This is a genomic window from Sphingomonas phyllosphaerae FA2 (genome assembly GCF_000427645.1).
In the GTDB taxonomy this organism is placed as follows: domain Bacteria; phylum Pseudomonadota; class Alphaproteobacteria; order Sphingomonadales; family Sphingomonadaceae; genus Sphingomonas; species Sphingomonas phyllosphaerae.
In genome coordinates this window covers 62,237-88,854 of the sequence record NZ_KE386571.1, presented here as the reverse complement: position 1 = coordinate 88,854, position 26,618 = coordinate 62,237, and the positions used below count along the sequence as shown (strand labels likewise).

Annotated in this window: 16 protein-coding genes and 2 pseudogenes; 11 read left to right on the top strand and 7 right to left on the bottom strand. The window is 64.2% G+C overall.

The features are described from left to right. Window positions 1-166: 166 nt before the first annotated feature. From SPHPH_RS0100825 to SPHPH_RS0100800, 6 genes and pseudogenes are all read right to left on the bottom strand, one after another. Window positions 167-997, bottom strand: coding sequence for a 23S rRNA (adenine(2030)-N(6))-methyltransferase RlmJ (locus tag SPHPH_RS0100825; RefSeq protein WP_028964998.1), 831 nt, complete (start codon window positions 995-997; stop codon window positions 167-169). A 418-nt stretch (window positions 998-1,415) separates the two neighbouring features. Then, entirely contained in the window at window positions 1,416-1,790 is a 375-nt protein-coding gene (locus SPHPH_RS0100820; RefSeq protein ID WP_037487823.1) for a response regulator, read from the bottom strand. Next, on the bottom strand, window positions 1,787-3,322 hold the full coding sequence (locus tag SPHPH_RS20310) for a sensor histidine kinase (protein ID WP_051272757.1): 1,536 nt from the start codon (window positions 3,320-3,322) through the stop codon (window positions 1,787-1,789). The genes SPHPH_RS0100820 and SPHPH_RS20310 overlap by 4 nt, the downstream gene beginning before the upstream one ends. A gap of 412 nt (window positions 3,323-3,734) precedes the next feature. Further along, window positions 3,735-3,839 (bottom strand): annotated as a pseudogene (locus tag SPHPH_RS20630) (PEPxxWA-CTERM sorting domain-containing protein); the annotation flags it as partial. 750 nt (window positions 3,840-4,589) lie between these two features. Next, window positions 4,590-4,820 (bottom strand): annotated as a pseudogene (locus tag SPHPH_RS18480) (DDE-type integrase/transposase/recombinase); the annotation flags it as partial. Between the two features lie 120 nt (window positions 4,821-4,940). Next, window positions 4,941-5,972 carry a LacI family DNA-binding transcriptional regulator gene (locus SPHPH_RS0100800; RefSeq protein ID WP_028964995.1) on the bottom strand — a complete coding sequence of 344 codons (1,032 nt, stop codon included), beginning with the start codon at window positions 5,970-5,972 and terminating at the stop codon, window positions 4,941-4,943. Between the two features lie 120 nt (window positions 5,973-6,092). Between SPHPH_RS0100800 and SPHPH_RS0100795 the strand changes: the two genes are divergently transcribed. The 11 genes from SPHPH_RS0100795 to SPHPH_RS0100745 all read left to right on the top strand — a co-directional run bounded on the left by SPHPH_RS0100795 (window position 6,093) and on the right by SPHPH_RS0100745 (window position 25,759). Next, entirely contained in the window at window positions 6,093-8,141 is a 2,049-nt protein-coding gene (locus SPHPH_RS0100795) for a glycoside hydrolase family 31 protein (RefSeq protein WP_037487821.1), read from the top strand. Then, window positions 8,138-9,526 (top strand): MFS transporter, encoded by a 1,389-nt coding sequence (locus SPHPH_RS0100790; RefSeq protein ID WP_028964993.1) that lies wholly within the window; start codon window positions 8,138-8,140, stop codon window positions 9,524-9,526. Before SPHPH_RS0100795 ends, SPHPH_RS0100790 begins: the two co-directional genes overlap by 4 nt. Next, window positions 9,523-12,111, top strand: coding sequence for a carbohydrate-binding protein (locus SPHPH_RS0100785; RefSeq protein WP_202900623.1), 2,589 nt, complete (start codon window positions 9,523-9,525; stop codon window positions 12,109-12,111). Before SPHPH_RS0100790 ends, SPHPH_RS0100785 begins: the two co-directional genes overlap by 4 nt. A gap of 48 nt (window positions 12,112-12,159) precedes the next feature. Beyond that, window positions 12,160-14,889, top strand: coding sequence for a TonB-dependent receptor (locus SPHPH_RS0100780; RefSeq protein WP_037487819.1), 2,730 nt, complete (start codon window positions 12,160-12,162; stop codon window positions 14,887-14,889). Window positions 14,890-15,112: 223 nt separating this feature from the next. Then, window positions 15,113-18,412 carry a family 43 glycosylhydrolase gene (locus tag SPHPH_RS18475; RefSeq protein ID WP_051272755.1) on the top strand — a complete coding sequence of 1,100 codons (3,300 nt, stop codon included), beginning with the start codon at window positions 15,113-15,115 and terminating at the stop codon, window positions 18,410-18,412. Between the two features lie 269 nt (window positions 18,413-18,681). Further along, window positions 18,682-21,099: a bifunctional diguanylate cyclase/phosphodiesterase gene (locus SPHPH_RS18470; protein ID WP_238302783.1), complete on the top strand. Its 2,418-nt coding sequence runs from the start codon at window positions 18,682-18,684 to the stop codon at window positions 21,097-21,099. A gap of 235 nt (window positions 21,100-21,334) precedes the next feature. Next, a complete protein-coding gene (locus tag SPHPH_RS0100765) occupies window positions 21,335-22,438 on the top strand; it encodes a sensor histidine kinase (protein WP_028964990.1) in 1,104 nt (367 codons plus the stop codon). Window positions 22,439-22,484: 46 nt separating this feature from the next. Continuing rightward, window positions 22,485-22,862: a response regulator gene (locus SPHPH_RS0100760; RefSeq protein ID WP_238302782.1), complete on the top strand. Its 378-nt coding sequence runs from the start codon at window positions 22,485-22,487 to the stop codon at window positions 22,860-22,862. 446 nt (window positions 22,863-23,308) lie between these two features. Continuing rightward, window positions 23,309-24,718, top strand: coding sequence for a methyl-accepting chemotaxis protein (locus tag SPHPH_RS0100755; RefSeq protein ID WP_028964988.1), 1,410 nt, complete (start codon window positions 23,309-23,311; stop codon window positions 24,716-24,718). A 130-nt stretch (window positions 24,719-24,848) separates the two neighbouring features. Continuing rightward, window positions 24,849-25,286, top strand: a complete 438-nt coding sequence (locus SPHPH_RS0100750) for a globin domain-containing protein (protein WP_028964987.1) — start codon at window positions 24,849-24,851, stop codon at window positions 25,284-25,286. Then, entirely contained in the window at window positions 25,283-25,759 is a 477-nt protein-coding gene (locus SPHPH_RS0100745) for a hypothetical protein (protein WP_028964986.1), read from the top strand. The genes SPHPH_RS0100750 and SPHPH_RS0100745 overlap by 4 nt, the downstream gene beginning before the upstream one ends. A 133-nt stretch (window positions 25,760-25,892) precedes the next feature. Here the strand turns inward: SPHPH_RS0100745 and SPHPH_RS0100740 are convergent, their stop codons facing one another. After that, on the bottom strand, window positions 25,893-26,609 hold the full coding sequence (locus tag SPHPH_RS0100740) for an IS6 family transposase (protein ID WP_028964985.1): 717 nt from the start codon (window positions 26,607-26,609) through the stop codon (window positions 25,893-25,895). Window positions 26,610-26,618 lie beyond the last annotated feature (9 nt).

Genomic DNA, 26,618 nt, shown 5'->3' with positions numbered 1-26,618 from the left:
GTTCGTATTCAATCGCTTGCGCGGATCGGCGGCTTTGCGCCCGGTTTGTCGGTCAAGCCCCTCCCCGCCGACAGGTATCATCGCCTTCAATCGAGCCCCGGGCTTCACGGCCGAACGGATCGGGGCACGCGGATTCGGCGCAGCCGAAAAGCCGCAACGTCTTCTTTCACCCGGTCAGCCAGTCCGCCGTAATCGCACCGCGATGCCCCTCGGGCGCAAGGACGGCGCGGAGCACCTCCAGCATCGGCGGCAGCGCCTGCGTGAAGGCATAGGGCGGGTTGATGATGAACAGGCCCGCGCCGTTGTAGATGCCCGGCTGGTCGACGTCGTACAGCCAATGCTCGACGTTCAGGAACTTGCGGATGCCGAGCGAGCGCAATTGCTCCTTCCACCGCCAGTGGAGGCTACGGTCCTTCAGCGGATACCAGATCACCGTCACGCCGTGCGACCATTTGGGGTAAGCCGCCGCGAGGGTCGCAGTGATGCGGGCGCGTTCGTCGGTCTGCTCATAGGGCGGGTCGACGATCACTACACCGCGCGCCGTGCGCGGCGGCACCATCGCTCGCCAGAATTCATACGCGTCGCGCTCGTGCACGGCAGCGGAGGTGTCGCGCATCGCCCGGCGCAGCGTGTCGGCATCCTCCGGATGTTTTTCGTTCAGGATCAAAAAATCCTGCGGGCGAACGAGTTGCGCCAGGATCCGTGGCGAGCCGGGATATAGGTGTGGTTCGGACGAAACATTCACCGCCCGCACCGCCGCACGATAATCGTCTAGCAGCGGGTTGGCGTCTTCAAAGGTTCGCAAGACGCCCTGCAGCGCTTCGCCGGTACGTCGAGCATCTTCCCCGCCAAGATCGTACAGCCCGCAACCGGCATGCGTGTCGATCAGGGTCAGCGCTCCCGGCTTTTGTTGCAAAGCGCGTACAAGCTCTATGAGGAGACTGTGCTTGACCACATCGGCACTATTACCAGCGTGGAAGGAATGGCGATAATTCACTGCGGCTGGATTCCGTCTCTCTTGAACCAGGAACCACCGCCTTGCCGCCATTGCATGGCAATCCGAACAGGCAAGCGGTTCCGGCGTTTCAACCCTGTCAGATCACGAGCGTGCCGTGGGCAGGCTGCCGACCGATCAAGGTGGAGCGCGTCTACGCCAGCCGACGACCGATCATCAAGAATGCTCGACGAGCTTAAATTCACCTGCCTTAATCCCGCCCTGGATTAAACGCTGGTGCATTTGACTAACGGTGCCAGCGAAAGCCACTTCACGCATGGCTGCCTCGTGGCGGGACTGGTCAAGCGCGGCCACTCAGCGGGGGCGTGGTTCCGACGCCCATGTAAGGTCGTCGCCCCGTCAATCCGCGCCATGTCGCAGCCCCGACACAGCCACGCGATGTCCATACGCCTCGACGAGATCAGTCCAGCATCGCCTCCTGAATCGCGCTTTCGAGCTTCCGATACGACACCGGTTTGAACAGGATAGCGCGGGGGTGGTCGAGCTGAATGCGCGTCACTGTCGCGGGCTCCTTGGAGCCGGTCACGAAGATCACGCGCGATCCGACCCGTTCGTGAATGTCTAACGACGCATCCACGCCATCTTTCTCGCCCCGCAAACGCATGTCCATCAACACGACCTTGGGCCGGTGCAGGCACGCCATAGCGACGGCCTCATCCGCGGAGGCCGCCGTTCCGCACACCGCATACCCGAGATCCTCGATCTGGTACTTGAAGGCCATCGCGATCATCTCTTCATCGTCCACGATCAGGACATAATCCGAAAGATCGCTCATTTCCGACACGGCCCCTTCACCCGCACCTCCACACGAGTTCCGTCGTCACAGCTGTAGGTCACGTTGCCCCGAAGCTGACGCGCCATGCTGGTGATGATGTTCTTGCCAAGCCCACCGCCTGTTGAAGGTTCGCCTGTCACCGATGCAGTGGTCCCACACCCATCATCCTTCACGAGAAGCATGACTTCATCCTCTCCGATGTTATTCACCTGAACGTGGATTGTGCCGGAACCCGCAGGGAATGCGTGCTTGATGGCATTCGTGACAAGTTCGGTCACCAACAGACCGAACGGTATGGCGAAGTCCAGCCCCACTGTGAGTGGATCGGCACTGACCGAAAGCGCGATTTCGCTAGAGCCAGACCCCTCAGCGAGATTTTCGACGAGTTCACTTAAGAACGACGACAGATCGAACGTCGCAAAATCGGCCGTCGCCATAAGTTGGTGATGTACGAGCCCCAAGGCATATACCCGATCACGTAGGCTTCTCAGCCCGTCTTTGGCACGCTGATCCGATAACGACCTGCTTTGCAGCACCAGGAAGCTGTCGATAATCTGCAAGTTGTTTTTCACACGATGATAGACTTCCCTGATGAGAATGTCCCGCTGCTCCAGCGCAGCGACCTTTTCCGCCAACGCACGTTCGATCGACGCACGGGCGTCACTCTCTTCCTTCTTCCGGTCCGTGATGTCGACGGAGACACCGACGATGCCAATTGCCCGACCGGCGTCGTCCCGCATCGGATATTTGGTCGACCAAAAGGTCCGCGTTCCGCCGTCGGGAAGCGTGATGCTCTCTTCCATTTCCCGGATGCCACCGCCGCTCAAGACCAACCTGTCATTGGCGATGATCGCCTCAGCCTGTTCGGCATCGTCGATGAATTCGTCATCCCTCTTTCCAACGACAGCTTCCCACGACAAGCCGAGGAAATTGAGCGTGCTCTTGTTCGCAAGGATCATTCGACCTGCTTCATCCTTGGCGTAGATCGCGCCGGGTACCGTTTCCACGACGGACCTGAGAAGCTTGTCCGATGTCTCGTAGTTTGCCTCGACGCGTCGCAACTCGCTCTCGGTCATATCCACGCGCCGCGCGAGCGCGGCCCGAGCAGCCTGCAACTCCCGCAGCGTCGCCTGGTGATCGTCGATTTCCCTTTGCAAGGCTTTTGCGGACGGCAGGAGGAGCAGTTTCGGAACAAGCGATAGCGCAAATATCGCCGTCGCAACGGAGGCGACAGCGGTCGCTGCCTTCAGCCAGCCCTCGGTCACGTAGAACGGGTACCAGAGGACGAATATGCTGGCGACGTGAGTTATGCCGCAAAGGCCGATGAACGCAGCGAACAGCAAAGCCAGACGCCGGTGACCTTGATCCAGGTCAACCCTGGCATTCACAAATTGTGCAATGCCGAAAGGAATGGCGAAATAGGCCAGTGCGATAAGCGCATCAGAGCCAATGTGGAGGATCATCAACTCCGGACGCCATAAAAGGCACATACCATGCGGCATGAAAGTCTCTAATTGGTCCAGAAAATTCATCCGCCAATCGCCCCCTCGCGACCCCGACGCCGGTTCACTTACAGGATCGTGACAGATTTCTGGCCTAATCTAAAGTGGTCACCTGCGTGCCGTGGGTGAACATCTGTGAGATGCTCGGCGGCATTTCTCGCCGAAGTAGATCAACCTCAAGAGTCAAAATCATCCCCATTCGGCGGCAACGGACGCAAGCTGCGCGCGCGGAGGTACATCCGCTCATCATCAACCTCACGCTGGTGGCATCCTCGACGATCACGCGCTGCTGGCGTGCTCCCCGGGGTGAGCAAGGCGTCAAAGGGCTGCGCGCAGGGGAAGCGGAGTCATTCGGGGTGGCCCAGCTCCGGCCGGAGTAATCGCCCTGCCGGCAAATCTTGGCGTAAACCACAGGATCGCTTCCACGGACTTTTGTATGAGGTCAGGCGAAGCCCACAGCAGCCTTTTGGCGACGACGTATGGAATAACCCACCCCGCCGAAGCCGAGGATCATCAGGGCCCAAGTTGCAGACTCTGGCACTGCCGCGGTGGGAGAAGGTCACGTCATCCATGACGGAATAGCTACCTTCTGCAAACAAACTAAATCCATCAACGGCACCAATGAAGCCGGGCTAAATAATATTTAAAGCGTATGAGAATAAATATATTTAAATATTACAACTTTAAGGCCTTGGCAAAATATATCAAAGATGGTGTTTGTCTCATCATACCCAAATAACCATTCCCCGTCGAACTCACACCCGACCGAAGGAGAAGTTTTCCGCCAGATCTTGCGATATAGGGCGTTTGGAGATCAGAAAAATTCTTCCTTTGCTGATCCCATATTATGCCAGCGCACCTGCTCTACGTACATATCATCCAAGTGCCAGCGCCAGTGACAAAGGTCGCGTATCCGGCTCACCCGCTGCCGGCGAATGTCTCCGGCAAACAGTAGGCCGAACCTGCTCCACCACAACCACAGCGTCTCATGCCAGATGTCGATGCTGAGCTCGAATAGCAGGTCCTCGACGTTCCGTAGGCTCAGCGGCAAGCACACGTATATTAGCAGCCCCAGCCTGATCACTGACGACGACTGAAGTAGAGGAACGGCGAGGCTGACGTGCGCAGGCACGCCCCGCCCCACCATCAACCGATCTCCAGCCGGTGCATTTAGCTGGGCGGTGCCCCCCGCCTAATCCTCGGCGACCAAATATCGTTTGGCAAGGTAGTGGCGGTGCTGTCAGTCTAATGCGAACCGCTCTCCAGTCGATGCAAATCGGCCTTTTGACGGCGACGTTCAGCTGACAAGCGCCTGCCACTCCGCCAGTGCAGCTGAGCGTCGTTCACGGTAGTTTTGTCGGTCGATGAGGTGGCGTTCCAGGCTGAAGTGATTGTGGACGTTGGCGTGGATAGATGCGAACTTCTGCAGCGTATTCATCTGCCAGAACCGCAACATTGCCCGCCCCCTTCGTCGGAACGGCAAGTGACTGTTCTCCACCCCGTTGTTCGCCCAGCGGCCTACCTCCTGCTTCTCGGCATGGCTCATGAACGACCAATAATTCCATCAGCGGATGGTAAAAACAAGATAAAGTGGCGAAGATTATTTATACAGAAGCCACTTCTTATGCATTACCAAGCTACGCTCAACTTATTCTTTTGGCAGACCTCCTTTGTGGCTCTCCCGAAGAAGAATATTCAGGGGCCAACGAGATTGGATTGCTTCGACATAGCCGACCTCATCTTCTACTATCGACACTAATTTACCCGCAAGAGCTAGACCTAAGGCGTTTAGATCAAGCGTGAAGCACGTCAGCTCGGGTGACAGGGCTTGGCACATGGGGTTATTACGCAGGCCAATCACCGCGATATCTCGTCCTGGCTCACGACCCTTGTCGCGGAGCGCTCGATACGCCCCCACCGGAGCTGTTTCGCCCATTAGCAACAATGCCGACGGCGGCTGCTCTAAAGCCATCAGCTCACGCGTCGCGGCCTCACCGTCATGTTCGTCGGTGTCGCCACGGTGAATCAATGCCTCATCCGCCGCAAGCCCGGCCCGGACGAGCGCGGCGCGATATTCGGCGACGACGATGTGGCTGTTGTTGATCGTCGCCGGCGGTGTCACCAAGCCGATGCGACGGTGCCCGTCTGCGAGCAGCAAGGCCATTGCCTCCGCAACGACACCTTCGAAGTCGAGATCGATCCACGGATAATCGGCGATCGATGCGGTACGCCCGAGCGCGACGAAGGGAATGCGACGCTCCGACAGCAACTTGATCCGGGCATCCTCATATTGCGTACCGGACAGCAGCCAGCCGTCAACGGTGCCGCGCGCGATGTGGCGGCGAAGGAAGGTCTCACCGTCCTCGCCCTTGCGCGCCAGCAGGATGACCAGGTCGAGGCCGTGTTCCACCAGGCCGGCCTGCACGCCTTCGAGCAGCGCCATGAAGAAGGGATCGCCGTGCACCGCGCTATCGTGTTCCAGCGTCAGCATAAAACCGATCGTCGCGGTCCGGCCGATCCGCAGCGTCCGGCCGGACTGGTTGGGCGTGTAGCCGAGCGCCGATGCGGCCTCCAGCACGCGTTGCCGGGTTAAGGGACTGACATCCTTACGATCGTTCAAGGCGCGCGACACAGTGCCGATCGACAGGCCCAGATGGCTGGCAAGCGCACGAATGTCCATTCGCGCCTGATCGCTGCCGCACGTCCACAGCGCAAGGGTGTTGACAGACCACCACCCGGATTGCACAAGTCCGAAAACGTTTACGGTTCGGAATTGCCGGGCGGGGAGAGGAAGAAAAGCGTGGATACGCTGACGCTTGAAGAGCGCGCGATTGCCTGGGCCTATGATGGCGATTGGGTGCGGATCGAGGCGCATGGCCCCAGCGGATTGCGGCTGCGCGCCTCGACCTATGCCCCCCGCCCCGCCGCGCCGGGCGCGTTGCTCGACATCGATCCGATCGCCGCGCTCGTCGGACGGGTCGGTTCGGTGGCGCATATCCGCAACGGCGGGATCACGGCGGAGCTGGATTTACAGGGGCGCGTGCGCTTTCTGGACAATCGCGGGCGCGTTCTGCTCGAGGAGAAGTGGCGGCAGCGCGATACGGTCACCAAATTCTGGACAATCGGCAGCGACACGGTCGACACGATCAGCGCATTGGGTCTGGCAGGCCGCGAGTTCCGCCCGTTGCCCGGCGGCGCGGCGCGGATCACAGTGCGGTTCGAGGCCCGGCCGGGCGAGCGGCTGTACGGCATGGGTCAATATCAGCAGCCCAACCTCGACCTCGCCGGCTGCGTGCTGGAACTGGCGCAGCGCAATTCGCAGGCGAGCGTGCCGTTCGTCGTGTCGAGCCACGGCTATGGCATGTTGTGGAACAGCCCGGCGGTCGGCGAGGCGTGTTTCGCCGCCAATGGCGCGGTCTGGACCGCGCGCGCCGCGCACGAGATCGATTACTGGATCACCGCCGCCGACGCGCCTGCACAGATCGTGCGCAATTATGCGCAGGTCACCGGCACCGCGCCGATGATGCCCGATTATGCGCTGGGGCTGTGGCAGAGCAAGCTGCGTTACCGCACGCAGGACGAGCTGCTGGCGGTGGCGCGCGCCTATCGCGACCGCGGCATCCCGCTGGCGGTGATCGTCGCCGACTTTTTCCACTGGCCGGTGCAGGGCGACTGGCGGTTCGATGTGCGCGAATGGCCCGACCCCGCCGCGATGTGCGCCGAGCTGGCGGCGATGGGCACCGCGCTGATGGTGTCGGTGTGGCCGACCGTCGATCCGCGCTCGGAAAATTACCCGGCGCTCGCCGAGCGCGGCTATCTGGTGCGCGCCAATCGCGGCATCGACGTGCAGCAGGAGTTCCTCGGCAACACGCGCTTCCTCGACGTCACGCATCCCGGCGCGCGCGACTTCCTGTGGCAGACGCTAAAGCGCAACTACCACGACAAGGGCGTGACCTTGTTCTGGCTCGACGAGGCCGAGCCAGAATATGGCGCGTATGACTTCGACAATTATCGCTATCATGCCGGCGAGGTGCTGGCGGTCGGCAATGCCTATCCGCTCTATTATGCGCAGGCGCTCCACGACGGGCTGACGGCCGAGGGCGCGACCGAAAGCGTCAGCCTGGTGCGCTGCGCGTGGGCGGGGAGCCAGCGGTACGGAGCGCTGATCTGGTCGGGGGACATCCACAGCTCGTTCACCGCGATGCGCAACCAGCTGAGCGCCGGGCTGAACATGGCGATGGCGGGCATCCCGTGGTGGACGACCGACATCGGCGGCTTCCACGGCGGCGATGTCGACGATCCGGCGTTTCACGAGCTGATGATCCGCTGGTTCCAATGGGCGGTGTTCACCCCGGTGCTGCGGATGCACGGGCATCGCGACCCGATCACCCCACCCGCCGAGCCGTTCCGCGACGGGGTCGCGCAATGTGACACCGGCGCGGGCAACGAATTGTGGAGCTTCGGCGACGAGGTGTTCGCGATCCTGCGCCGCTACGCCGGCCTGCGCGAGCGGCTACGGCCGTATGTCGCCGGGCTGATGCGCACCGCGCACGAAGCGGGCGACCCGCCGATGCGGCCGATGTTCTACGACTATCCCGAGCAGCCGCGCAGCTGGCAAGTCGACGACCAATATATGTTCGGCCCCGACCTGCTGGTCGCGCCGGTCACCGCGGCGGGCGTCGACGCGCGCGACGTGTGGCTGCCGGCGGGCGCGTGGATCGATGCGTGGACCGGGGCGGAAGTGGCGGGCAACGCGACGGTTCGCTGCGCCGCGCCGCGCGACCGGCTGCCGGTCTTCGTCCGCGCCGGCGCACGCGTCGCGGGGGCGTTCATGGACTCCGAGGCATGACGACGATCGCGCAACAGGGCGACGCCGCGCCGGTCCACCCCGCCCCGGCCCCGGCCGCGCGCGTGCCCTTCGGCGAGAAGGTCGCCTACGGCTTCGGCGACGCCGGGGGCACGATCATCACCGGGCTGATCGCCAATTTCCTGACCTTCTATTACACCGACGTGTTCGGGATCGCGCCGGGCGTGGTCGGTATCCTGTTCCTGTCGCTGCGCATCTTCGACGCGATCTCCGATCCGCTGATCGGGATCATGGCCGACCGCACGAAGACGCGTTGGGGGCAGTTCCGCCCCTATCTGTTGTGGACCGCGATCCCGGTCGGGCTGAGCTGTTTCCTGACCTTCCAGTCGCCCGATCTCGGGCAGGACGGCAAGGTCGCCTATGCCGCGATCACCTATTTCCTGCTCGCCTTCTCCTATTCGCTCAACAACGTCCCCTTTTGCGCGCTGGTGACGCGGATGACCGACAGCGCCGAGGAAGGCGTCGCCTGCCAGTCGGTGCGGTTCGCGATGGTGGCGATCGCCTCGTTCACCGTCTCGGTCGGGCTGCCGATCATGGTGCGCGCGCTCGGCGCGGGCGATGTCGCGCGCGGCTATCGCGACGGCGTGGCGCTCCTGAGCCTCGCCGCGGTGGCGATGTTCCTGATCTGCTTCCTGTTCGTGCGCGAGCGCGTCACCTTCGCGGCCATCGAGGAGCCGCCGCTGCGCGTCGCGATCGCCAATACGCTGAAGAACGACCAGTTGCGCATTACCTTCGCGATGACGCTGCTGCTGATCGCGATCTTCAACACCAAGGGTGGCGCGGCGCTGTATTTCATCACCTATGTGCTGAACGGCGGGACGACCTATCAGGCGTTCTTCTTCGGCATCGCGACGATCGGCGGGTTCATCGGCTCGATCGTCGTCACCTTCTTCACGCGCCGCCATGACGTGCGGACGATCTATATCTGGGTCAATCTGATCCTCGTCGTCGGGCATGTCGCCGCCTTCTTCGTGCCGGGCGACTATCCGACCCTGTGGCTGGTGCTGGTCGGGCTGTGCTGCATCGTGCTGGGCTGCACCTTGCCGCTGCATTTCACGCTGATCCAGCTGGCCGACCAATATGGCGAGTGGAAGCTGGGGATGCGCTCGTCGGGCATGAGCTTCGCGTTCAATCAGTTCTTCGTGAAGCTGGCGTGGGCGGTCGCGGGGGCGCTGATCAGCGCGGTGCTGGTGCTCGTCTCCTACAAGGCCGGCGCGAACAACCAGACGCCGTTGTCGCTGACCGGCATCCGCGCCCTGTCGACGCTGGTGCCGGCGGCGATGCACCTGCTGCTCGCCGTCACGATCAGCCGGCTGATCCTCAACCACGCGACGATCGCGCGCATGAACGCGGCGCGCGCGGCATGACCGCCGCCGCACCCTTCCCGGAGTTCCGACCGATGCGTGCCCTCTGCCTTGCCGCTCTGCTCGCCACCACCGCCGCGCCCGCGCTGGCGCAGGACGCGCCCGAACGGCTGACCGTCGACATGGGCAGCGACACCGGCGCGTTCCACGGCGGGGCGTCGGGGACGCTCTACGGCCTGTACGATGCGCGGCTGCCGCACCCCAATCTGCTCGAAGGCATCGATTTGCGCACCGTCTCGACCAAGGCGCAGGACGGGCCGCAGCATCCCGGCGCCGACGCGCTGGAGGTGTCGACGCTGCTGACCGATGCGTCGGGCGGCGACACCTATATCTACATGACCGACATCTTCCGCGAGTTTCCGTACAAGTGGAAGAGCGGCGACTGCGCGCAATCGGTGACCAACTATATCGAGGTGCTCAAGCGGCAGGCCGCGCAGGTCCGCGCGCTGCCGCCGCGCTATCGCGACCGGATCGTGTTCGTGCCGTTCAACGAGCCCGACGGCAACATGTTCAGCGCCGACGCCAAGAGCTGCACCGGGGTCAGCTGGCTCAAGGAGCCGGCGGTGTTCCTCGACGCCTGGGATCGCACGGTGCGCGCGCTGCGGCAGGCATCGCCGGGGACGCGGATCGCCGGGCCGAACACCAGCATCCTGTTCGATCAGGTCGAGGGCTTCCTGCGCCACGCGATCGCCGCCGATACGATGCCCGACGTGGTGACGTGGCACGAGCTGAGCGACCCGGCAACCGTCCGCACCAGCGTGCGAAAGTATCGCGCGTGGGAGGACCGGCTGTTCGCGGGGACGAAGTGGCAGGGGCGGCACCTGCCGGTCAACATCAACGAATATGCCTATAATTACCACACGTCGGTGCCGGGGCAGATGATCCAGTGGGTCGCGGCGATCGAGGATGCCAAGGTCGATGCCGACATCGCTTACTGGAACATCGACGGCAATCTGAGCGACAGCGCGGTGCAGGCGAACCGCGGCAACGGGCAATGGTGGCTGCTCAACGCCTATGCGACGATGAGCGGGCACACGCTGGCGGTGACGCCGCCGCACCGCGACCAGAGCTATACGTTGCAGGGGGTCGCGACGCTCGACCCGGCGCAGCGACAGGCGCGCGTGCTGCTCGGGGGCAAGAGCGGCGCGGCGACGGTGGCGCTGACGAACTTGCCCGCGCTGTTCGGCGCGGCGGCGCAGGTGCGCGTGCGCGAGATCGCATGGACTGGGCAATTGGGCGATGCCGCCCCGCCCGTGACGATCGCCGACCGGCGCGTGCCGGTCTCCGACGGCACAATCGCGCTGACGTTCGGGCGCGGCGACCTGCCGGCGCTGCGCGAGGAGTCGGCCTATGAGCTGGTCGTCACCCCGGCCGGGACCGCCCTGCCCGCACCGCGCGCACCGTGGCGACAGGATTATGAGGCCGAGGCGGCGACGCGGCGTGGCAGCGGCTTGAGGGTGCGCGGGCCGGAGGGGTCGCCCAAGGACGTGTCGCGCTTCCATACGTCCGATGGCTATTCGGTCGAGGGGTTCGCGGGCGGCAACGATGCCGCGCTCGACTTTGCGGTGCAGGTGCCGCGCGCGGGGCGCTACACGCTGCGCGTGCTCGCCAGCACGTTCAACAAGGACCCGCTGGCGGAGGCGGAGGGGGCGACCAACGTCTTCCTGCGCGTCGACGGCAAGGAGGTCGGCGAGCTGTACCTGCCGCTCGGCTACAAGCCGGCGGTGCTCGATCATGCCGATACCAAGCTGACGCTCGGCGCGGGGCGGCATGTCGTGACGCTGGCGACGCGCAGCCGCGACGGGCGCGCGCGGACGCAGGGCAACGCGCTGGTCGACCGGATCACGCTGACCGAGGCGACGGGCGATGCGGCGCAGGTTTATGACCCGCGTGATGCGAAGCGAGACGGCGCGATGGCGACGTACTGGGTCTATGCCGCCGAGGACGGGCCGGCGCGGCTCGCTGCAGCGGGTGGGCGGGTGCTGCGCGTCAACGGGCGCGCGCTGCGCGGCGATCGCGCCTTCCTGCTCGGCGGCATCAACAAGGTGGTGGTCGACGGTGGAAGCGGGCTGCGGGTGACGCCAGTGCCGGCGGTCGGTGCGCAGCATTACGAAGCCGAGGCGGCGCAGGTCGTGGGTACGGCGCGGGTAGCGGCGGCGTCGCGGGCGAGCGGCGGCCGAGCGGTGTTCGACATCGGCGGCGCGCCGGGCAACGGCAATGCGCTGACCTTCCCCGACGTGCGCGTCGCGCGCGCGGGCACCTACGCGCTGACGCTGCGCTTCTCGAACGACGAACAGTCGAAGGCGACGCATTACAATCCCGATCCGCTCGCGCGCGTCGCTCGGATCGCGGTGAACGGCGCGGCACCGGTGCTGGCGACCTTCCCCAACAGCTTTCACCGCAACAATTGGTGGGAGATGACCGTGCCCGTCACGCTGCGCGCCGGGCGCAACACGGTGCGCATCGCGGGCGAGGAACAGCCGAACTGGGACGGCAAGAGCTATGCCTCGACGGTGTGGCCCGACGTGCTGCTGCGCTCGCGCTTCGCCCCCAACATCGACCGGATCACGGTGACGCAGATGCCGTGATCCGCGCGGCCGAACGACAAGCAGAAACGAAAAAATGGGAGGATTACGATGTTCATACTGACGAACGCGCGCCTGCTCGCCTCGAGCGCCGCACTGGCGATCACCGTCGCCGCGACCACCGCCGCCGCGCAGACCGCGCCCGAGCCGGGCACCACGGCGCCCTCGGGCGACGCGCCCGAGGAGATCGTGGTCACCGGCATCCGCCAGAGCCTGAGCAGCGCGCAGAACATCAAGCAGAATTCCGACGCGATCGTCGATGCGCTGGTCGCCGAGGATATCGGCAAATTCCCCGACAACAACGCCTCCGAAGCGATCGCGCGGATCACCGGCGTGCAGGTGACGCGCTATCTCGACGAGGCGAACGGGGTGCTGATCCGCGGGCTGCCCAACGTCCAGACGACCGTCAACGGGCGGGAGATCTTCACCGCCGACGGACGCTCCGTGGCGATCCAGGACTTCCCCGCGCAGGCGGTGGCGCGCGTCGACGTGTTCAAGGCGGTGACCGCGGTGAACCTCGAAGGCGGGATCGCCGGGCTGCTCGACGTCGGGCTGCGCCGGCCGTTCGACTTCAAGGGCTTCGAACTCGCCGGCGCGCTGCGCGGGGTCTATAACGACCAGAGCCGCAAGCTCGACCCGATCGGCAGCCTGCTGGTCAGCGACCGCTGGCAGACCGGGATCGGCGAGATCGGCGCGCTGCTCAACGTCTCGTTCACGCAGACGCGCTACCTCAATTCGGTCCGCTATCAGGGCTTTCAGGACAATGTCCCCGCCGCGCAGGCGATCCTGCCCGCGTCGGTGGGACGCGACTTCACCTTCCCGCAGGACATCGGGCTGTTCTACGGGCGCGGCACGCGCCAGCGGCCGTCGGTCAACGGCTCGCTGCAATGGCAGCCGACCGACAATCTGATGATCTACGCCGACGGGCTGTGGCAGGCATATCGCAACAAGAACGCCAACGACTTCTTCGGCGTGCCGATCCAGTCGAGCACCACCGGCGGCACCCCGCCGACGATCCGCAACGCGGTGCTGACCCCGGACGGCACGACGCTGGAATCGTTCGACATCGATCTCGGCATCGTCAACGGCCCGACCAAGGAATTCGGCGACAGCAGCACCGACACCTATCAGGGCGCGCTGGGCGCGAAATGGGAGGTCGGCAATGCGGTCTTCACCACCGACCTTGCGTACACGCGCTCGGTGGTCAGCAACACCTTCGGCCGCTTCGAGACCCAGACCGTGTCCCCGCTGTCGCTGGCGGTGCGGCTCAACGACCAACGCAGCGTCAATTTCGTGCCGAGCGGGGTCGATTTCGCCAATCCCGACAGCTTCTACGTGCGCGGCGTCTATGACGAGCGCCGCCGCTCCGAAGGCAGCCAGTGGCAATGGCAGGGCAATGCGCTGATCGACACCGGCTCGGTGCTGTTCCCCAAGTTCCGGCTCGGCTTGCGCTACGCCGATCGCAATGCGCGCTCTGAATTCGGTGGCCGCTACGCCGGACTGTCGGGGCTGCGCGAGGTCATCAGCAAGGTGCCGACCGTGTCGCAAGGCGGGATCATCGAACCCGGTTTCCGCGGTGACGACGTCCAGCAGTTCCGCAGCTGGTACGCCCCCGACGCCTATCTGTTCAACGACAAGCTCAACGACGTGCGCGGCTATGTCCGCGACGGGCTCGCCCGGCTCAACGCCGATGCCGGGACGCAGGCGGCGTGGGCGTCGGACGAGCCGCGCTACGATCCGCTCGCGTCGTTCCGCGCGCGCGAGCAGGTGTTCTCGGGCTATGCGCAGCTCGATTATGCGTTCGATGTCGGCTTCCCGATCGACGGCGTGATCGGCACGCGCGTCGTCGTCACGCGCAACCGCCTCGACGGCACCAACTCGCTGCCGATCCCCGGCACCAGCCAGACGCAGCTCGTCCCGATCGATTCCTCGACGCAATATGTCGACGTGCTGCCGAACATCAGCGCGCAGCTGCATTTCACCGACCGGCTCAAGCTGCGGCTGTCGCGCACCGAGGCGCTGACCCGCCCCGGCTTCAACCAGATCAACCCGACGCTGACGATCACGCAGGGGACGATCGGCGGCAACATCTCCTACACCGGCAACGGCGGCAATCCCGAGCTACAACCGATCCGCTCGAACAATTACGATGCATCGCTCGAATATTATTTTTCGCGCACCGGGTCGGTGTCGGTCGCGGGTTTCTATCGCGAGATCGAGGGGTTCATCAATTCGCTGCCGCAGGTCGTCAACGTCCAGCCGTTCGGCAACATCCTCGTCTACCGCCCGTCGAACTCCAGCTCGGGGACGATCAAGGGGATCGAGGCGGCGGCGACGACCTTCTTCGACTTCCTGCCCGGCGCGTTGCGCGGGCTCGGCGCACAGGCGAACTTCACCTATATCGACGGCGAGCAGGTCGTCCCCGCCGCAGCCAATTTCGCGGGCGGGCGCAACACCCTGCCCGGCGTGTCCAAGTACAGCTTCAACGTCATCGGGTTGTACGAACTGGGGCCGGCGAGCGTGCGGCTCGCCTATAATTACCGCAGCGCCAACGTGGACGGCTTCGGCGCGCCCGGCGTGTTCACCACGGTCTATTCGGACGCGGTCGGGCGGCTCGATTTGTCGGCAAGCTACAACGTCAACGACAATATCACGCTGACCGTCGACGCCACCAACCTGCTGCGCACGCCGTATCACAGCTACGTCAAGGACCCGCGCTATCCGCGCGACGTGCGCTGGGAGGCGAGCCTGTTGTCGGCGGGCGTGCGCTTCCGGTTCTAGGCACGGCCTTCGTTCGTCGCGCGGCACTTGGTTCGGGGTCCCGCTTCTCCTTGCCGACCGTGGGAAGAAGAAGCGGGATCCCGGATCAAGTCCGGGATGACGGATCGCGGAGCCGGCTGCTCGAAGCGGAGCCGTCGAACGGAGGGCTTCGACTTTGGGTATCAACGCCTTAGGGACGATGACGGGCCGGCGAAACGACCGCCCGGTGATCGGGAGACGATGGTTGGATTGGACGTCAGGGTTTGCCCGCCCGCTGCTGCTGCTCGCCGCGCCGATCGCGCTGACCGGCGCGACGCCGCCGGCCGCGCCTGTCACGCCTGCGCCCGCCGGCGCGGCCTATCTGTTCGTCTATTTCACTGAGAACACGATCGACGGCGAGAAGCTGCGCTTCGCGATCTCCGACGGCAACAATGCCTTGCAGTGGAAGACGCTCAACCATGGCAAGCCGATGTTGCAATCGACCGAGGGCACGCGCGGGCTGCGCGATCCGTTCATCATGCGCTCGGCAGAGGGCGACCGCTTCTTCCTGCTCGCGACCGATCTGTCGGCGGCGCGCAGCGGCTGGGGCGACGCGACCCGCCACGGCAGCCGCTATCTCGAGATCTGGGAATCGACCGACCTGATCCATTGGGGCAAGCAGCGCCACGTCCGCGTCAACCTGCCCGCCGCCGGCATGACCTGGGCGCCCGAAGCCACCTACGATCCGACGATCGGCGCCTATGTCGTCTACTGGACCTCGACGCTCTACAAGGACGCGGCGCACACGGTCGAGGATGGCGAGGGGCCGCAGATCCTGAGCGCGATCACCCGCGACTTCCGCACCTTCACCACCCCGACCCCGTGGTTCAAGGCCGCCGACGTACCGGGCTCGGTCAGGGCGAAGGGGATGATCGACGCCACCGTCATGAAGGATGGCGACCTCTATTACCGCTTCACCAAGATCAGCGATGCGCAAGGATGCTCGTCGAGCGACATTCTGGCGCAGGTTTCGCCGTCGCTGCGCGCGGACGGGGCGTCGGGGCAGTGGACGATCCTCGATCGCTGCATCGGCCGCCGCGCCGGGACGCCCGAGGTGGAAGGGCCGACCGCCTTCGTCGCCAATCCGGGCGACACGAGCGGGTTCAAATACTTCCTGTGGGTCGATGACTATGGCGGCGGCGGCTACATCCCGCTCGCCACCAATGCGCTCAAAGCCCCGATCGCCTGGACCTATCCGCGCGACTTCCAGCTGCCGCCGTCGCCACGCCACGGCACCGTCCTGTCGATCACCGCCGCCGAGCGCGACCAGATCGAGGCGCATTGGCGTAGCGCCACGCCGGATGCCGGCGACCTTGCGGCGCGCTGGGTAATGCCGCCGGTGCTCGCGTCGGGGACTCGGCTGCCGGTGCCGGACGGGTTCGCCGCGACATGGCGGGCCGATGGACGAGTGGTCCGCGATGGCGTGCTCACGAACCGCGGCGCGGCGGCGCGGGTCGTCCGGCTCGACGGCAGGCTGACCCGCGCGGACGGGACGACGCTCACCAAGAGCTTCACGGTCCGCGTGCTCGGCAGCGGTGCACGGCAGCTCGAAGCCTATGCTCGCACCCCGACCAGCGCGCATGACGCCAACCAGTCCACGATCGCTCGCAGCGTGCATCTCGCCCTCAGCGGCTCGGACGGTCGCATGACGCCGCTCAATGACGATTATGGCGTGGTGTTCGCGAAGGGCGATTACATCGGGGTCGACCGGGTAGCATTGCGCGGCGTCGCCGATCCGTCTCTCTTCCATTTCGCAGACGGAGCGCTCGGCGTGATCGCGACGCGCGTCGATATGGCGGGCAAGCCCGATCCCGCCGCGACAGCGACGGTGATCTTCCGCAGCGATCCCGCACGCCCGGGCGACTTTGAGGAACTGGGCACGCTCGACCTGCGTAGCGCCGATGCCGTCACGCAACCGCACGCGGTCTGGGACAGCGCCACGCGCCGCTATCTCGTGTCATGGACCGACCGCAACGCGCAGCAGCGGTGGACGACGGTCGCCGATCTGACGCGGACGGAGTGGCAAGCCGCGACGTGGCAGCCGGACAATGGTGGCCGACGCCGGCGGATCGTCTCGGCCGGCAACGTCGGCGACGCGCAGATCGGCGCGGTGACCACTCACGATGCGCTGGCGATCAGCGCCGACATCGCAACCGGCCTCACCCATCGCTTCGGCCGCATCGTCAATACCAACGCGACGGTCGCGCCGCAGAAGATCGCCGCGGGTCGCAGCGCCGATCTCGGGAGCGCGCGGGTGACGCTCGGCTATTCGGACGGCTCCACCGCCACGCGCGCGGTGGACTGGGATGCCGCCGACCTCGCGCGGCTCATGCAACCGGGCCGTCATCTGGTCCACGGCACGGTCCGCCAGCGAAGCTATCCGGCGATCTTCGCCTACAATCGCGCCGATCCCGACATCTATCGCTGGGAGAAGGACGGACGGGTCCGCTATCTGCTCACCGCCACCGACGACACCGACAACGACAATGTCGGCTCCGTGCACCTGCCGCTGCGCGTCGCCGACCGGCTTGCGGACCTTGCCGATGCCAATGGCGGTCGCGCGCGCGAAGTCGACCTGCTCAACCGGCGCACGCGCCGCGACCGCACCACCGAGGGGCGCGTGATCGCCGGCTGCTACTGGGCGCCCGAAATCCACGAGATCGGCGGCAAGCTGTCGATCCTGTTCGCACCCTGCTTCAACCCGAAAGACGACCAGTCGAACGAAGGCGGCGCGTGGTCGCGGGTCGCGTCGCACCTCATCCAGTTGCGCGACGGGGGCGATCCCGCCAACCCGGCCGACTGGTCGCGCCCGGCGGCGATCCGCAAGGCGGACGGCACCCCGCTCGGCCGCGCGGAGATGCCGGCGAACATCAGCCTAGACATGTCGTTCTTCACGGTCGGGAAGCGGTCCTATTACACCTGGTCGCAACGCTACCTACCGGCGTCGGGCACGCTCGGCGATCCGCTGACGTGGATCGCGCCGGTCGACCCTGCGCATCCGACGCGACTGGCCGGCCCGCCGACCCCGATCATCGCGCCGCAGACCTCGGTCGAGGAAAACCTTGCCGAAGGAGCGTTCGCGCTCACCCACAACGGTCGCCTGACCCTCGTCTATTCCAGTTCAGGGGTGAGCCCGAAATATGTCGTCAACGGCATCTCCGCGCCGCTCAACGCCGACCTCACTAGGATCGGTTCCTGGCGCAAATGGTCGGCGCCGCTGCAGAAAAGCCAGTCGATGCCAGCCGGGGTGACTGACTATCGCCGCTATGAACAGGGGCCGGGACATGGCGCCTTCACCACCGACGAAGATGGCAATCCGCTGTATGTGTATCACACATGGGGCAACGGTGTCGGCGGCGACGGGCGTGATGCGCGGGTGCGCCGAGTCCATTGGGCCGCGGACGGGCGACTGTTGCTCGACATGACCCGCGACGAGGAAGTCGCCCCCGCCAATCGCCGTATCACGATAGTGGTAACAACGTTCAAACAGAACTCGGTGACCTGACCCACAAGCGGACGCCCAGTTGGTTCGCAGAGCTTCCCCACATCCGACGTTCGTTCATCTTCATCACGACAGATAGCCGTCAGCGCGTTTGGGTGCTGAACAGCCCGGGAGAAGGGTGTACCGACCCCCGGCCAACTTTTTGCCGCAGTAGCTTTGGCCTATTGGACGGTGGGCTGCTAATGGCATGGACTCGAAGCAGGCACCGCAGCACGCTCATGATCATAGGGACGCTACCGTGAACATTAAGTTTTGCGGCGTATCGCGCAGTTATGGGTCTGCTCCATACCATCGTGCGCTGCATGGTGCACAATCATGACCACCGCCTTGTGGCGCTTGCCGCTGCTGTCTGTGCTGTCGGCGTATACGCGACGTTCGCGATCGCTCGCCACGCGGCTCGGGCAGTTGGAGTGCCTCGTTCACGATGGGCCCTAGTCAGTATCGTTTCGGGCGGCTGCACCGCCTGGGCCACACACTTCATCGTGCTTCTGGCCTATCAGCCAGGCATTGAAGCCGCCTTTGATCCGCTTGTCACCATCGCATCGTTGGTTTGCGCGATCACGGGCATCGGCGGCGGCATACTGGTGTCGATGCGCTCGCGCCGCCGCTTGCAGCAGTTTATCGCAGGACTCGTCATCGGCGTCGGTATTGCCGCGCTGCACTACATCGGACAATCGGCGTATCTTGTCCGGGGCAACGTGGCATGGGACCCGTTGCTGGTGTTGCTCTCGCTTGTAGTCGGTGTGCCAGTGACCGGGCTGGGCATGATGACGTTGGCGCACCGACGTCGCTCCGTACGCCGTGCTGCGCCGCCGCTTCTCCTGCTCTCGATCGCCGTTCTGCATTTCTGCGGCATGGCGGCGATGACCGTGCGGTCAGATCCGGCTGTCAAGTTCCCGGCAATCGCCATGTCGCCGGCGACCATCGCGCCGTGGGTAGCGGGCGTGTCCATTGCCCTCCTCACCCTTGCGATATTCGGCTGGCGCTTCGACCTCGCCGCCAAAGCAAGGCTCCGCCATGATCAGCGCCGCCTGCGCGAACTCGCCGATGTCGCGCTTGAGGGATTGCTGATCTGCACCGGGGATGAGATCACTACCGCCAATCAGAGTATCGAGCGCCTCTCCGGCTACGCGCCCGGCACGCTCCCCGGATCATTCCTGAGCCAATTGCTTCCGGGCGTCGACTTCGCCAGCATTCCCGAGCGCGAGGAACGGGAGGCGCAGCTCACCAGCGCAAGCGGCGACACCATTCCCGTTCGCATCCTGCGCGCGCAGGTCGCGCTCGGATACAAGGTCCACACGGTCATCGCCGTACGTGACCAGCGTGAGCGGCTGCGGACCGAGGCTCGCATGCGCACCCTGGCATTCAGCGATTCGCTGACCGGTGTGGCCAACCGCGGGCGCTTTTTTGATCTGCTCTCAATCCACACGGCTTCGCGACGGGAGCGCGATCAATCCTTCGCGGTGCTCATGCTCGACCTCGATCGCTTCAAGCCAGTGAACGACACGCTTGGTCACGCCGCAGGCGATGCCATCCTGCAGATGGTAGCGGAGCGGCTCCAGGCGACGCTACGTGACGGCGATGTGCTTGCCCGGCTTGGCGGCGACGAGTTTGCTGTTCTGCAGATTGCCGCAGACCATCTCGACTCCGTGGCCATCCTGGCGGAACGCATTGTGCAGACCATCGGAGGCCGACCCTTCATCTATCAAGGTCAGGCGCTGCACCTGGGTGCGAGCGTCGGCTTCGCGTGGGCGCCGCAAGACGGCGACGATCCCGCCGAACTGCTGCGGAACGCCGATTTGGCCCTTTACGCCGCGAAATCAGACGGGCGTGCAATCTGGCGGCGCTACGACCCGCGTTTTGACGAGGAGACACAAAAGCGGCGGCGCCTCGAGATCGGCCTTCGGCACGCGATCAGCCACGGAGAGCTTCAGTTGCACTACCAGCCGGTGGTGGACGCTCAAAGCGGCGCGATTACCTCTGCCGAAGCGCTGGTGCGGTGGAACCATCCCGAGCGAGGACTCGTCCCACCAGTCGATTTCATAGGATTGGCAGAGGAAACAGGACTGATTCTGCCGCTCGGCGATTGGGTGCTGCGGACAGCATGCTCTGAAGCGGTAAACTGGCCAGCGCACATAGGTGTGGCGGTGAACCTCTCGCCTGCGCAGTTCCGTGATCCAGCCCTCAGCAAGGTCGTTTTGTCTGCGCTCCACGCGTCAGGACTCGAGCCGAGCCGACTGGAGTTGGAGATCACCGAGGGCGTGCTGCTCAACGACGAGGCGGGTACGCTTGCGACACTGGCCGAGCTTCAGGCGGCTGGCGTGCGCATCTCAATGGATGATTTCGGCACCGGCTATTCATCGCTGAGCTACCTTCGCAAATTTCCATTCGACAAGATCAAGATCGATCAATCCTTCGTACGACGGATCCCCGACGATCCGGAAAGCGCGGCAATTATCCGGGCGATCATCACAATGAGCGCATGTCTTGGCATCAAAACGACCGTTGAAGGAGTCGAAACGAGCGAGCAACTCGCCTTCTCGGTCGCGGAAGGTTGTGACACGATCCAGGGGTACCACGTCAGCCGACCGCTCACCGCGACTTCTTTCCATGACGTTCTCGATCTCACGCAGCCATCACGGCCTGCCGCCTTTCTCGATCAAGCAATGTCTTCATCAATTCCGGCCTGATCTACCCGCGCACATCAGCGCTGCGCAGATCGTTCAAATACCCTCTCATACCTGTACGATATCGCCGCCACGAGCCTGACGCGTTCCTATCTATTCTCGCCTTCCGGATCGTCACTGTATCGTCGGAGAGCCGTAGGCCGATTAGACCTTTAGAGCTGCGAATGCGCGCAGTGCCAAACGCGAACGAGCAAAAAAAACAGCTGCATAGCCGTAAAGAGAGCAATAAGGCCGGTTTGTGACCGATCCCGCCCTCAGCGACCCACATCACCCGTTTCCGGCAGTCGGCGGCGGTTGCGCCGAAACCTTGCGAGCGATCGATTGGACCGATCACCCGCTAGGCGATCCGATCCGCTGGCCGGCACCGCTGAAAACGGCGGTCCAGATCGTGCTCGCCTCCGGGTTTCCGATGATGGTGCATTGGGGCCCGGAGCTCTTCACCTTTTACAATGACGCCTATGCGCCGAGTCTCGGCCGCAAGCATCCCGGGCATATGGGACAGCCGGCACGCGCGTGGTGGTCGGAGATGTGGAACCAGCTGACGCCGGTCTTCGATCAGGTGCTCGCCGGAAAGACGGTGTTTGTCGAAAACGGGCGTTACACGCCGGATCGCGACGGCGTGCCGAAAGAGGCGTTCTTTACGCATTCACATAGTCCGATCTGGGATGTGGACGGCCGGGTCGCAGGAATCTTCCTCGTCGTCACAGAAACCACCTCCGAAGTCGTAGCAAAGCGCGATCGCGACGTCGCAAACGCACAGCAGCTTCTCCTCAACGAGGAACTGGCCCACCGCATCAAAAACACGCTGAGCGTGGTGCAGGCGCTCGCGCAACAGACGTTGAACAAGGTTGAGGATCAAGAAGCCGTTCGCTCGTTCGGGAAGCGGTTGACTGCTCTTGCCGCAGCGCACGACGTGCTGACGCGGGATCAATGGTCCAGCGCGGGCCTGGGCGACGTCGCAAAGGGGGCTTTGGCGACCTTCGGCGAAGATCGCTTCGTACTGTCCGGGCCCGACGTGATTATCGGTCCGAGGGCCACCTTGTCGTTGTCGCTGATGCTGCATGAACTGGCCACCAACGCCGCCAAATACGGCGCGCTCACGGCACCTGATGGCAAGGTGGCGGTGTCGTGGACCGTTACAGGCGATGGAGACAAGGACATGCTGTGTCTGAGCTGGTCGGAGCGCGGCGGACCGCCAGCGATCGAGCCGGCGCGCAAGGGGTTTGGCTCGCGCCTGATCCGCATGGGACTAACCGGCTCCGGGGGCGTTACGCTTTCCTATGGACCGGAAGGTTTGACCGTAGAGGCAACTGCACCGCTGTATCAGGTGCAAGAGGCGTAACGCGTAGACAAGCATGGGACAGTCTCAACCCCTTAAACGATGGCCGGTGCTGATCGTCGAAGACGAGCCGATCTTGAGGATCGATGCGATCAGCATGGTCGAGGATGCCGGCTTCGAAGCGGTGGAAGCGATGAGCAGCGCCGATGCGGTCACGCTGCTGGAGGAGCGGCTGGATATTCGTCTGGTTTACATGGACCTCGACATGCCGCGCAGTCGCAAGGGGATCGAGATTGCTGCGGCGATCAGAAAGCGCTGGCCACCCATCGAGATCATCCTGACCGCCGCGTACTTCACCCGCGAAAGCGTGTCGCTCCCGGAGCGCGCGGAATTCTATCCCAAGCCAATTGACCGCTTTGAAATCGTGGATGCGATGCGACGATTGATGGAGCGCCCGATCGCCGAGGCAGAAGCGCCGGCAACTTGACCGGCTCGTCATAAAACCTTCGGGGGGGAGCGCGTACCGCCCCGCCCTCCCCTGGCGCGAAACATGGCCGGACGAACCTTAACCAGCGGTATGCCCGCTAAAGGTGCTCCTGCTGGCTTCAGATGCTCACGAGCAGAACGCGAAACTGTGCCTTTCCTTATAGCTCCACAGATATTGAAGTGATTTAACAGGACTTTAACAATCGGAGGATTTTTCATCCGATCTACAAAGGACACGCCTTCTTTACCCTTAATAATAAATTGCCTTTCGCGATCACGCTCCTCAGCATCTAACGCACTTCAGCGATATTTTATGGTTAAATAGAGCTAGAAATAACTGCGCGAACTTAACCAAGTGTTTTCGATCATACAGATCGTCGCAAATGACTTTCGCCAATGGAAATTTATTGAGCTTCGCTAGTTCTGCCGGCCGGTAGGAGTACGAAGATGATTTCCTGGTTCCGAAACAATGCCCCGATCCGCATCAAATTTCGCGTGGTTGTGGCTTTCCAGATCCTGGTCGCGGCGCTGAGCCTGAGCCTGATCTACATGGCGGCGATGTCGCCGGCGGCCGAGGTGTGGAGCATCATGCTGGGCGGCTCGGTTTTGGCCTCGCTACCGGTCTTGCTCACCTGGTACAGCGGCAAGCTGATCAGCGACCCCTACGTCACGACCGTGGTACGGATGGAAGCGCTAGCAGCGGGCGATCTCGACGCCGCCATCCTGTTCGCCGACCATCGCGACTGCGTTGGGCGGATGAGTCGGGCAATGCGGGTCTTTCGCGACAATGCCGAGACAATCCGGCGCGCCACCGCGGACTCGCACGCGATGGTCGAGGCGCTGGGCTCCGGGCTCGGGCGGATGGCGTCGGGCGACCTGACGCTGGAGATAAAGGCGCCGCTGGCGGGGCAGTTCGAAACCGTCCGCCACGACTTCAACGCCGCCATGACGGCTATGGCTTCGACGCTGAACAATGTGTCGGTGGTTGCGGACGGCATCAACAGCGGGAGCGCTGACATCCGCGCCGCGTCAGACGATCTATCGCGTCGGACCGAGCAGCAGGCGGCGGCGCTCGAGGAAACCGCCGCGGCGATGGATGAAATCACGGCCACGGTCCGCCAGACAGCCGAGGGCGCGAACAAGGCCAGCGCGCTGGTGCTGCAGGCACGCAGCGAGGCGCATTCGTCCGGCGAGATCGTCGACCGCGCCGTGACCGCGATGGACGGGATCGAGCGCACGTCGGTCGAGATCGGTGAGATCATCAGCGTCATCGACGGGATCGCCTTCCAGACCAACTTGCTGGCACTCAATGCCGGCGTCGAGGCGGCGCGCGCCGGGGACGCCGGCAAGGGTTTCGCGGTGGTCGCTTCCGAGGTGCGCGCGCTTGCACAGCGCTCGGCGGATGCGGCCAAGGACGTCAAGGCGCGCATCGCCGCCTCCACCGTGCAGGTCGAGGCCGGGGTCGAGCTGGTGAGCGCCACGGGATCGGCGTTGCGCGGGATCATCGGGCGTGTCGAGGAGATCAACACGATCGTCTCGACGATCGCCGCCTCGGCTGAGCAGCAGGCGATCGGTCTCCAGCAGGTCAATTCCGCCATCTCGGAGATGGACGGCGTGACGCAGCAGAATGCGGCGATGGTGGAAGAGGCGACCGCGGCGACGCGCACACTGGCTTCGGAGGCGCAGGATCTGGCAACGGAAGTCGCACGGTTCACGCTTGCCGATAAGGGCGACCACCGGTCGGCCCAGCAACGTCGTGCTGGCGGCGGGCCGCGTTCCAGGCTCGAGGTGGTGCGCTCGGCGCCGCGGGTAACCGCGCTGCGGCCGACCGCGCAGGAAGACTGGTCATCGTTCTGACGAAATGACGACAGTGGCCCATGCATCCCGGATAGCCTTAACCCTCGTTCTTTCAGCCGACCTTCGACTGCCTCGATCACCGCGCCCCGTTAACGCACCGGTCTCATTTGCGCTGTACCTCCGGATCATGATGACCGGCGATCAGATTGAGTTGGTTCAGGAAAGCTTCGCCCACGTGCTGCCAGCAGCCGCCGGCGCAGCACACACTTTCTATGATCAGCTGTTCACGCTGGCGCCGGAAACGCGCGCGCTGTTCCATGGCGATATCGACGATCAAGGTCGCAAGCTGTTTCTCACGCTCGCGGCCGTCGTCGATGCCCTTGATCAACTCGAGAAGGTGGTGCCGGTCGCCCGAGCGCTAGCCATCAGGCATGTCGGCTATGGTGTCGAGGAGCGGCATTACTCGATTGTCGGCGTGGCGCTCATCGAGACGCTGCGCGGGGCGCTCGGGCCGCGCTTTGACACCGCAACCGAAGCGGCATGGACGAGCGCCTATGCCATCCTCTCGAGTGTCATGATCGCGGCCGCCAATGAAGCCGTTTCGACCAAGCGAGGCGTCGCCGCATGACCGACAGCCCTTTAGCGCCGCCGAACCTCTTCGGATTGACCGATCAGCGGAAAGCGCTGCGCGTCCAGGCCGAAGGATACGTCCTCCGCGCGAGCCTGATGATGCGGCGCGCCCGGGCGCTGGTGACGAACGATCGCGTCGACGCATGCGCATTGCTTACGGATCGGCGAACCGCGCTCGGCCAGCACTTCCAGCGCTACCAACGCCTCAAGCATGGCAGCATCTTCGATCCGATCGTGGCCTACGCCCCCACTTCGAGCAAGATCATCGCCAGAGGCATGAAGATCGATTGCATGGAATTGGGGCAGGAGTTCGTTGCGTACCAGACGCGATGGTTGCGCGTGCCCCCATCGGAGTGGCGATGGTACAAGGCCGACATGCTCGCGACCGTCGACAAGCTGTCGCTCCATCTGGATGCAGAGCTGCGGGCGATACGCCAGTTGCTCATGGTGGCCGAGTTCTATCGAAGGTAGCAGCTTCTCCAAATGGCCAGATCTCGCGACGGCGGCGAGGACCCGCAAGGGGACATTAAGCCCTCGAGATGGTGGTGTCAGTCTAATGCGAACCGCTCTCCACCCGATGCATTTCAGTCTTTGACGGCGGTGTTCAGCTGACAAGCGACTGCCACTCCGCCAGTGCGGCGGAGCGTCGTTCCCGGTAGGTCTGTCGATCGATGAGGTGGCGTTCCAGGCTGAAGTGGTTGTGGACGTGGGCGTGCACGGAGGCGAACTTCTGCAGCGTCTTCATCTGCCGGAACCGCTGCATCGCCCGCTCCCGTCGTCGGAATGGCAGGTGGCTGTTTTCCACCCGGTTATTCGCCCAGCGGCCGACCTTCTGCTTCTCGGCATTGCCAAGCTCGTTCATCGCGGCACGGTAGCTGCGCAGGCCGTCGGTTGTGATCGCCTCCGGCGCGCCGTGGCGCTTCAGCGCCTTCTTCATGAACGCAAGCGCGGCCGCCTTGTCGCGGGTGCGGGTGACGTAGCTTTCCAGCACCTCGCCTTCGTGGTCCACCGCGCGCCACAGGTAGACCATCTCGCCGTTCAGCTTCACGTACATTTCGTCCAGGTGCCAGCGCCAATGACGAAAGCCGCGCATGCGGCTCATCCGCTGCCGGCGGATGTCGCCCGCGAACAGCGGACCGAATCTGTTCCACCACAGGCGCACCGTCTCGTGACAGATGTCGATCCCGCGCTCGAACAGCAGATCCTCCACGTTTCGCAAGCTGAGCGGAAAGCGCACGTACATCAGCACCACCAGCCGGATCACTTCGGGCGACGAGTTGAAGTAGCGGAACGGAGAGGCTGGCTTGCGCGGGCGAGGCATGCCCTGCCC

Bases quoted from the DNA above. Each gene is read 5' to 3' on its own strand.
- SPHPH_RS0100820 (WP_037487823.1), bottom strand. From the start codon at position 1,790: ATGAGCGATCTTTCGGATTATGTCCTGATCGTGGACGATGAAGAGATG.
- SPHPH_RS20310 (WP_051272757.1), bottom strand. From the start codon at position 3,322: ATGAATTTTCTGGACCAATTAGAGACTTTCATGCCGCATGGTATGTGC.
- SPHPH_RS0100800 (WP_028964995.1), bottom strand. From the start codon at position 5,972: ATGGACATTCGTGCGCTTGCCAGCCATCTGGGCCTGTCGATCGGCACT.
- SPHPH_RS0100790 (WP_028964993.1), top strand. From the start codon at position 8,138: ATGACGACGATCGCGCAACAGGGCGACGCCGCGCCGGTCCACCCCGCC.
- SPHPH_RS0100785 (WP_202900623.1), top strand. From the start codon at position 9,523: ATGACCGCCGCCGCACCCTTCCCGGAGTTCCGACCGATGCGTGCCCTC.
- SPHPH_RS0100780 (WP_037487819.1), top strand. From the start codon at position 12,160: ATGTTCATACTGACGAACGCGCGCCTGCTCGCCTCGAGCGCCGCACTG.
- SPHPH_RS18470 (WP_238302783.1), top strand. From the start codon at position 18,682: ATGGGTCTGCTCCATACCATCGTGCGCTGCATGGTGCACAATCATGAC.
- SPHPH_RS0100755 (WP_028964988.1), top strand. From the start codon at position 23,309: ATGATTTCCTGGTTCCGAAACAATGCCCCGATCCGCATCAAATTTCGC.
- SPHPH_RS0100750 (WP_028964987.1), top strand. From the start codon at position 24,849: ATGACCGGCGATCAGATTGAGTTGGTTCAGGAAAGCTTCGCCCACGTG.
- SPHPH_RS0100745 (WP_028964986.1), top strand. From the start codon at position 25,283: ATGACCGACAGCCCTTTAGCGCCGCCGAACCTCTTCGGATTGACCGAT.
- SPHPH_RS0100740 (WP_028964985.1), bottom strand. From the start codon at position 26,609: ATGCCTCGCCCGCGCAAGCCAGCCTCTCCGTTCCGCTACTTCAACTCG.